Origin of the sequence: Anaeromyxobacter sp. SG17, assembly GCF_022690695.1 — a bacterium.
Lineage (GTDB): Bacteria > Myxococcota > Myxococcia > Myxococcales > Anaeromyxobacteraceae > Anaeromyxobacter > Anaeromyxobacter soli.
The window spans coordinates 22,720-28,952 of sequence record NZ_JALCYX010000055.1 but is presented as its reverse complement, the minus strand read 5'-3'; the positions used below and the strand labels follow the sequence as shown (position 1 = coordinate 28,952).

6 protein-coding genes are annotated in these 6,233 nt (G+C 74.2%); 2 read left to right on the top strand and 4 right to left on the bottom strand.

The window, feature by feature from the left end:
* From MNY60_RS17360 to MNY60_RS17350, 3 genes are all read right to left on the bottom strand, one after another.
* Positions 1–1,089 (bottom strand): response regulator transcription factor (locus tag MNY60_RS17360; RefSeq protein WP_242361248.1); only part of this gene is annotated, 1,089 nt, incomplete at its 3' end.
* Positions 1,090–1,191: 102 nt separating this feature from the next.
* Positions 1,192–2,022 (bottom strand): anti-sigma factor, encoded by an 831-nt coding sequence (locus MNY60_RS17355; RefSeq protein WP_242339800.1) that lies wholly within the window; start codon positions 2,020–2,022, stop codon positions 1,192–1,194.
* A 20-nt stretch (positions 2,023–2,042) separates the two neighbouring features.
* Positions 2,043–2,681 carry a sigma-70 family RNA polymerase sigma factor gene (locus MNY60_RS17350; protein WP_242339798.1) on the bottom strand — a complete coding sequence of 213 codons (639 nt, stop codon included), beginning with the start codon at positions 2,679–2,681 and terminating at the stop codon, positions 2,043–2,045.
* Between the two features lie 336 nt (positions 2,682–3,017).
* Here MNY60_RS17350 and MNY60_RS17345 point away from each other — a divergent pair, with 336 nt between their 5' ends.
* Positions 3,018–4,352: a radical SAM protein gene (locus MNY60_RS17345; protein ID WP_242339796.1), complete on the top strand. Its 1,335-nt coding sequence runs from the start codon at positions 3,018–3,020 to the stop codon at positions 4,350–4,352.
* Entirely contained in the window at positions 4,349–5,575 is a 1,227-nt protein-coding gene (locus MNY60_RS17340) for a class I SAM-dependent rRNA methyltransferase (protein ID WP_242339794.1), read from the top strand. Before MNY60_RS17345 ends, MNY60_RS17340 begins: the two co-directional genes overlap by 4 nt.
* 59 nt (positions 5,576–5,634) lie before the next feature.
* Here the strand turns inward: MNY60_RS17340 and MNY60_RS17335 are convergent, their stop codons facing one another.
* Positions 5,635–6,219, bottom strand: coding sequence for an alpha/beta hydrolase (locus MNY60_RS17335; protein ID WP_242339792.1), 585 nt, complete (start codon positions 6,217–6,219; stop codon positions 5,635–5,637).
* Between the last annotated feature and the right edge of the window lie 14 nt (positions 6,220–6,233).

Genomic DNA, 6,233 nt, shown 5'->3' with positions numbered 1-6,233 from the left:
ACGGGCCTGCGCCGAGAGCGCGTCGATCTTCTCGCGCGCGCCGGCGAGCGCGGCCTCCGCGTCGGCGGTTCGCGCGCGCGCGTCCTCGAGCTCGCGCTCGAGCCGCCCCACGTCGGCGCGGGCCGCGGAGCCGGAGGTCGCCGGCGCGGGCAGCTCGTCGAGGAGGGGGATGCCCGCGGCGCGGAGGAGGTCTGCGCTCGCGCCGCGGACGGGGGCGCGCGGAGCCGGCCGGGCCGCCCGGGCCGGCGCAGCGTCGTCCGGCCGGTCGTGCTCACGGAAGGGCGGGCGGTCGTCGTCGCCCTCGGGGAGCCCGAGCGAGTCCGGCCCGTCGGAGAGCGCGTCGAGCCCGAGCTCGGGCTCCCCGCCGTCCGCGGGCGCGCCGGTCTCGAGGACGCCGTCGTCGAGGCGGAACGGCTCGCCGTCCTCGGGCTGCGGCAGCCCGAGCTCCAGGTCGAGCCCTTCGTCCTCGCCCGCGGTCCGCGGGGCGGCGAGCTCCTCGAACGCGTCGTCGAGCAGGCGCAGCTCGTCGTCCGCGCCCGCGCTGCGCGGGCTCTCGACCGGCTCGTCCGGGAGCGCCGACAGGTCGAGCGCGGGGAGATCCTCCACCGGCTCGTTGGGGAGCGCCTCGAGGCCCATCGCGTCCTCGAGGCTCACGAGCTCCTCCTCCTCGAGATCGTCGGCCGGGCGCGGGATGTCGTACTCGTCTGCCGGCTCCGGCGCGCCGGCGACCCGAAGCACGGCGTCCACGAGCGCCTCGGTGGCGTACGGCTTGAAGAGGTACTCGTCGGCGCGGACCTTCAACGCGCGGTGCTTCTCGAACGTCTCCTCGGTGGCCTCCGCGCTCGTGAGCACGAGCGGGATCGACTTGAGGGCGTCGTCCTTCTTGAGCCGCTGGCAGACGAGGTAGCCGCTCATGCCCGGGAGCTCGACGCAGAGCACCACGGCCTGCGGGCCCCACTCGCGCGCGAGGTCGAGCCCCTCCTTGCCGTCCCCGGTGGCGCGGACCTCGAAGCCTTCGGACTCGAGGGCGTCGGTGAGCGCCGACGCGAGGGCGGCGTCGTTCTCGATGAGGAGGATCTTCGTGGGCATCGCGCGTTCCGGGAGGGGCGGGACGGGGCGCGGCGATGAGGCAACCGCGCGGAAAAGGCTGGGAAACTCTACCCCAGCCCGGGCGCGGATCAAAATGCGCGGCTAATGAGAGGCGTCGGCCTGCGCAGTCTGGACGAGATCGAAGAGCTGAGCTTCGTCGAGGTCGGAGACGAGGGAGTAGACGATCTCGTCCTGGCGCCAGACCGCCACGTTGTAGCCGCGGGCGGTCGCGATCTTGACCTTGTGCGGCCCGATCTTCACCTCGCGCCCGGACGCGTCGAACCGGCCGTCGGGATCGTCGACGATGAACAGGCCGGCCTGGCCGCGGGGGAGCTGGTAGCGGATGTAGGCGGCCGGCCACGCGCCGATGTGCGACAGGCGCGCGCCCAGCACCTGCACGCCGGCGGCGCGGAAGCGTGGCGGAGCCGGGTTGAAGTCGAGCTTCCCGGCGAACCAGCCGGGGATGCCGCTCTCGGGATCGGTGAAGGTCACCTCGAGCGGGAGCTCGCGGTGGTGCTTGCGGATCGCGTCCTCCAGGAGCGGGCTGCCGCCGTGGCCGAGGGGATCGAGCCAGAGCACGAGCAGGACGCCCGCGACGCAGGCGGCGAGGGTGGCGATCGGGATGGGCGCGAGGGCGCGGCGCCAGAGCGGCTTGCGGCGGCGCGCGAGGGCCCCCTCGATGCGGGTGCGGAGCGCGGGCGGGGCGCGGCCGGAGGGTGCGTCCTCACCGAGCGCCTCGCGGAGCTTCGCGCGCAGCGCGGCGCGCATCCGGGCCTGCCGCTCGACGAGCGCGCGGCAGCGCGGGCACGCGGCGAGGTGGACGTCCATCTCGGACCGCTCGCGCTCGTCGAACTCGCGGTCGAGGTACGGATCGACCGAGCGCTCGACGTCGCTGCATTCGAGGGCCGCGATGAGCGTGGGTTCGATCGCCATGGGCGCGTTCCGCCGGGGCCTTACGCCGACTTGCCGCGGCGCTTCCGATACGTCTCGAGGTCGATGCTGCCGTCTTCCCCGACCTCCTGCAGCACGCCCGAGACCACCGCGTAGCTCGCGAGCGCCTTCTGGAGGAGGCGCCGCCCGCGGTACAGGCGGCTCATGACGGTGCCCACCGGGACGTCCAGGATCTCGGCGATCTCCTTGTACGAGAACTCCTGGAGGTCCGCGAGGATCACGACGAGCCGGAAGTCGATGGGGAGCGAGTCGACGGCCTTGAGCACGTCGTCGGACAGCAGCCGGTCGAAGAAGTACTGCTCCGGGTTCGCGGCGAACTCCGCCGCCTCCCTCGACACGAACCGCTCGTGCACGGCGTCGCGCTCGGATCCCTCGACGATGTTCCGCTCCTTCACCGACCGCCGGTAGCGGTTGATGAAGGTGTTCGTCAGGATCTTGAACAGCCAGGCCTTCATGTTGGTTCCTCGCTCGAACTTCTCGAAGAACCGGTAGGCCCGCAGGAACGTGTCCTGGACGAGATCCTCCGCGTCGCGGTCGTTCTTGGTGAGCCGGAGGGCCGCGGAGTACAGCGGGTCGAGGTGCTTGAGCGCGAGCTCCTCGAACTCGCCACGCGTGAGATCGGTCTGTCTCAGATCGAACATCAGGGGTTCGTGTCTCCCACCCGGGTTCTATTCCGCTCGTCCGTGCTCCGCTTCCCTCGTACCACGACCCAGGGAACGAGCAGCCGGCCGAAACGATTCCCGCGCCTCACCCCCGCGCCCGGTCGCCAGGGGTGCATGCAGTCGAGATGACGGAAAGGACCCGCGAATTCTAATCGGCCCTGAGGGGGTACGCATGCCTCCGAGGCGCGAGCCGGAGCGGAGGCACGGGCGCGGAGGCGGGCGCCTGGCCGGCCGCCTGCGTGGTATGACCGCGGGCCGCGAGATCGTACCCTCCGCCCGGGCGACGCCGCGCGCCACGCTTAGATAGAACGCCGAATGCCGAAGCTCCTCTTCGCGGACGACCGCGGAAACGTCTACGACCACCCCGAGCTCGACGCCGCCGTGCGGAGCGGCGACGAGATCCTCGCGACGCGCGAGCGCCCGCTCGACCTCCCCGAGGGGGCGTCCCTCTGCATGCTCCCGGGCCGGCGGCCCGTGGGCCTCGATCCGGCGACGGGCGAACCGATCGTCCTCCACGAGGTCAAGATCGGGCGCAGGAGGGTGAAGCCGCACGCCGTGGGCGCCACCTTGCCGCCGGGGTACACGCGGACGTTCCTGCCAGCCGCGGCCAGGGCGGCCCTCCCCACGACCGGCGAGGCGCCGATCCTCCCGCAGTGGGCGTACACGGCCGCGGCCCTCGGCGCGCGCGGTCCCGTCGCGTGGGCCCTGCACACGGATCGCCGGAGCCACTGGAGCCCGGCCGCGCACTCGACCGAGGAGCTCCCCGACCTCGTCGCGCGCACGCTCGAGGAGTCCGACAACCCCATCTACCGGCAGCTCGCGCGCTGCGCGCTCGAGTGGCGCTGCTTCACCGCGCAGAACACGTTCTACGGCCGGGACGAGGGGGCGATCCCGGCGTCGGCGTCGTGCAACGCCTCGTGCGTCGGCTGCCTCTCCGAGCAGCAGGAGGGGATGCCGCCCTCGAGCCACGAGCGGATCGCGCAGGCGCCGACCGCGGACGAGATGGCGGAGGTGGCCCTGCGCCACCTCGCGCGCGCGACGGGGCACGTGATGGTGAGCTTCGGCCAGGGCTGCGAGGGGGAGCCGCTCACGCGCTGGAAGGAGATCGAGCGGGCGCTCCGGCGCGTGCGGGCGGAGACTCCGCGCGGCTCGCTGCACGCGAACACGAACGGCTCGCTCCCGGCCGCGCTCGGGAAGCTCTGCGACGCGGGGCTCGACTCGGTGCGGATCTCGACGAACTCGGCCTCGCCCGACCTGTACGCGGCGTACTACCGCCCGAGCGGCTACGGCCTCGAGGACGTCGTGCGCTCGCTCCACGTCGCGAAGGCGAAGGGCGCGTACGTCGCGCTGAACCTGCTCACCTTCCCGGGCGTCACCGACCGCGAGGGCGAGGCGGAGCGGCTGTGCCGGCTCGTCGCCGAGACGGGTGTGGACCAGGTCCAGACGCGGCCGCTCGCGCTCGATCCGGACGTCTACGCGGAGCTCGCGCGAGGCCGCGGCGGGGCGGGACGCGCCCTCGGGATCCGGCGACTCGTGGCCGAGCTGAAGGCGGCGCGGCCGGGGCTCGTCGTGGGGAACTTCTCACGCGCGCGCGAGGAGCGCGCGCGCACGGGCCGGCGCGCGAGGCGCGCCAGGGCGGAGGCGCGATGAGGGCAGTCGGCAGCGCGGTGCGCGGCGAGGCGGAGCTGGAGCTGCGCAAGGACCTCGCGCGCCACCTGCGCGCGGGCCATCCGTGGGTGTTCCGCAAGGCTGTGGAGCGGGCGCCGAAGGGGCTCCCCGCGGGCGCCATCGTGGACGTGACCGAGGAGGGGCGGTTCGTCGCGCGCGGCTACTACGATCCGCACTCCGCCATCTCCGTGCGGATCCTGACGCGGGAGCCCGCCGAGGCCATCGACGCGGCGTACTGGCGCCGCCGGATCGCGCGCGCGATCGCGCTCCGGCGCGAGCTCGTCCACGGCACGACCGGCTTCAGGCTCGTGCACGGCGAGTCGGACGGGCTGCCCGGCGTCGTGGCGGATCGCTACGACACCTTCGCGGTGCTGAAGCTCTACTCCGCCGGCCTCACCCCCCACCGCGCGGCGATCGTGGAGGCGCTGCGGGCGGAGGCCGAGGGGCTCGCCGGCGTGTTCGGACGGGACGAGATCCCGCGCGACGACCTCGACGACGCCGACGCCGGGGCGCCGCAGGGCCGCGTCCTGTGGGGCGCGGAGCCGCCGGAGCGGATCGCCTACGACGAGCACGGGATGCAGGTGCTCGTGGACGTGCGGCGCGGGCAGAAGACCGGCCACTTCCTCGACCAGCGCGAGAACCGCCGCCGCGTGCGCGCGCTCGCAGCGGGGCGGCCGGAGGCGCTGAACCTGTTCAGCTACACGGGAGGCTTCTCGGTCGCGGCCGCGCTCGGCGGCGCGCGTCACGTCGTGTCGGTGGACGTGGACAGGGACGCCATCGCGCTCGCGCGCGAGAACTTCCGCGCGAACGGCCTCGACCCGGCCGATCACGCGTTCGCGACCGAGGACGCGTTCGAGCTGCTCGCCCGGTACAAGCGGGAGGGCCGCCGGTTCGATCTCGTCGTCTGCGATCCCCCGGCGTTCGCGAAGTCGCAGAAGGCGGTCGACGCCGCGCTCGCGGGCTACGCGTCCCTGAACCGCGCCGCGCTCGCCGTGCTCGCCCCGGGCGGCCTGCTCGTCACCGCGAGCTGCTCCGCGCGCGTCTCGGCCGAGCAGTTCACCGAGGCGGTGAAGGAGGCCGCGTACAAGGCGAAGCTGGAGCTGCAGCTCGTCGAGGAGACGCGGCAGACCCCGGACCACCCGGTGTCCCTCCAGTTCCGGGAGGGGCGATACTTGAAGTGCCTCGTGCTGCGGCGGGTGGGGTAGGGGGCGGTCGAGGTCGGGGTCGCGGTCGCGGTCGCGGGTTCTGCTACCGGCGGACCCCCTCAACCCCTCCCGATCCACTCCACCGCCCTCCGCCCCATCTCCGGCAGCCCCGCCCGGAAGAGCGCGTCCGCGTCCGGCACCGTGTCCACCTGCGCTCCCTCGCACTCCCCGGTCTGCACCCGCGCGCCGTGCTCCGGGACGAGCACGAGCACGCGCGCGCCGGCCGCCGGGCGCGGCGCGCGCTCCGGGGCGACGAGCACGAGCCGCGCGAGCTCGGGACGCGCCGCCGCGAGGGCGAGCGCGGTCTCGCAGCCGGACCCCACCCCCGCGAGCGCGATGGATCCACCGGCGGTCTCGGCGAGGTGTCGCAGCGCGGCGAGGGCGTCGTCGAGCGCGCGCGCGGGATCCGGCGCGCCCTGCGAGGCGCCGACGCCCCGGTGCTGGAACCTGAGCGAGGGGTGCCCCGCGCGCGCCGCGCTCCAGGCGAGCTCGGCCACGGGCGGCGCGTCCATGCCGCCGCCGCCGAGGGGCGGGCAGACGAGCAGCGCCGGGCGGCGTGACCCGCGGTGATAGAGCGCCTCGAGCACGAGCCCCTGCACGTCCACGAGCGCGGGCCGCTCCAGGAACTGGCCGGTCATGACCATGCGGAGGCGATTGT